The organism is Aquimarina longa SW024 (genome assembly GCF_001401755.1).
Classification (GTDB): Bacteria; Bacteroidota; Bacteroidia; order Flavobacteriales; family Flavobacteriaceae; genus Aquimarina; species Aquimarina longa.
This window is the reverse complement of record NZ_AVQK01000069.1, coordinates 2,501-4,386: the sequence shown is the minus strand read 5'-3', so window position 1 is coordinate 4,386 and position 1,886 is coordinate 2,501. Positions and strand designations below refer to the sequence as shown.

The 1,886-nt window shown below is 44.6% G+C and carries 2 tRNA genes and 2 rRNA genes (1 of these 4 cut by a window edge); all 4 read left to right on the top strand.

The features are described from left to right. A 16S ribosomal RNA gene (locus N456_RS08755) occupies positions 1-626 on the top strand; the annotation flags it as partial. A 134-nt stretch (positions 627-760) separates the two neighbouring features. Next, positions 761-834 (top strand) — tRNA-Ile (locus N456_RS08750). 105 nt (positions 835-939) lie between these two features. Next, positions 940-1,016, top strand: a tRNA-Ala gene (locus N456_RS08745). 224 nt (positions 1,017-1,240) lie between these two features. Then, positions 1,241-1,886, top strand: a 23S ribosomal RNA gene (locus N456_RS08740); it runs 2,172 nt beyond the window's last position.

The window sequence follows — 1,886 nt, the reverse complement described above, 5'->3', positions numbered from 1 at the left end:
GAAACTCAAAGGAATTGACGGGGGCCCGCACAAGCGGTGGAGCATGTGGTTTAATTCGATGATACGCGAGGAACCTTACCAGGGCTTAAATGTAGATTGACAGGACTAGAGATAGTTTTTCCTTCGGGCAATTTACAAGGTGCTGCATGGTTGTCGTCAGCTCGTGCCGTGAGGTGTCAGGTTAAGTCCTATAACGAGCGCAACCCCTGTTGTTAGTTGCCAGCACGTAATGGTGGGAACTCTAACAAGACTGCCGGTGCAAACCGCGAGGAAGGTGGGGATGACGTCAAATCATCACGGCCCTTACGTCCTGGGCCACACACGTGCTACAATGGTAGGTACAGAGAGCAGCCAGTGGGTGACCACGAGCGAATCTATAAAGCCTATCACAGTTCGGATCGGAGTCTGCAACTCGACTCCGTGAAGCTGGAATCGCTAGTAATCGGATATCAGCCATGATCCGGTGAATACGTTCCCGGGCCTTGTACACACCGCCCGTCAAGCCATGGAAGCTGGGAGTACCTGAAGTCCGTCACCGTAAGGAGCGGCCTAGGGTAAAACTGGTAACTGGGGCTAAGTCGTAACAAGGTAGCCGTACCGGAAGGTGCGGCTGGAACACCTCCTTTCTAGAGAAAGACGATACATAGGAATTTATTTTTAAATTGTTTTTAGTTTTTAGCTGTTAATTAATAGTTAGTTTTTAGTTTGTTGATGTTTGTTATTATTGACAAGAATAACCATCAAGCTATAACTATGAGACAGTCTCATAGCTCAGCTGGTTAGAGCGCTACACTGATAATGTAGAGGTCGGCAGTTCGAGTCTGCCTGAGACTACGATTGAATACGTTCATATTATTATATTGAAAGGAAATTTTAGAAGTTGAGAATTCATTACTTCATCATTCGGGATTCTGAATTCGACATTTAGGATTTCATAATGGGGGATTAGCTCAGCTGGCTAGAGCGCCTGCCTTGCACGCAGGAGGTCATCGGTTCGACTCCGATATTCTCCACCAAATTTCCATGTAAGTGGAAAACTCAATAGGAATACATCTAATTAAGTTATAGTTTGACCTAGTGAGATCTCTAATTAAGTTAGAGATTATAAAGTTCATTGACATATTGATTTAAAATACGAGCATTGCTTGATCTAGAGATAGACAAGTAATGAATAAAAAAAAGAGTGATAGATATATTATTATATTTATCAAAAAACTAAAAGAGCAAGTTAAAGCAAGACGCATAAGCTAATTAAGGGCGTATGGGGAATGCCTAGGCTCTCAGAGGCGAAGAAGGACGTGATAAGCTGCGAAAAGCTGCGGGGACTGGCACATACAGGCTGATCCGCAGATATCCGAATGGGGCAACCCGGCATATTGAAGATATGTCATCCTTTCGAGGAGGCGAACCCGGAGAACTGAAACATCTAAGTACCCGGAGGAGAAGAAAACAAAAGTGATTCCGTAAGTAGTGGCGAGCGAACGCGGATTAGCCCAAACCTGTTATGTTACGGCATAACAGGGGTTGTAGGACTACGATATAAGATTTGTAATGAATTAGAATTAGTTGGAAAGCTAAGCCATAGACAGTGATAGCCTGGTATAAGTAAAGCGCATTAATTTAGTAGTATCCTGAGTAGTGCGGGGCACGTGTAACCCTGTATGAATTAGGCGGGACCATCCGTTAAGGCTAAATACTCCTGAGAGACCGATAGTGAACCAGTACCGTGAGGGAAAGGTGAAAAGAACCCTGAATAAGGGAGTGAAAAAGATCCTGAAACCATACGCTTACAAGCGGTCGGAGCGCGCAAGTGTGACGGCGTGCCTTTTGCATAATGAGCCTACGAGTTACTTTTACTAGCAAGGTTAAGCACTTCAGGTGCGGAT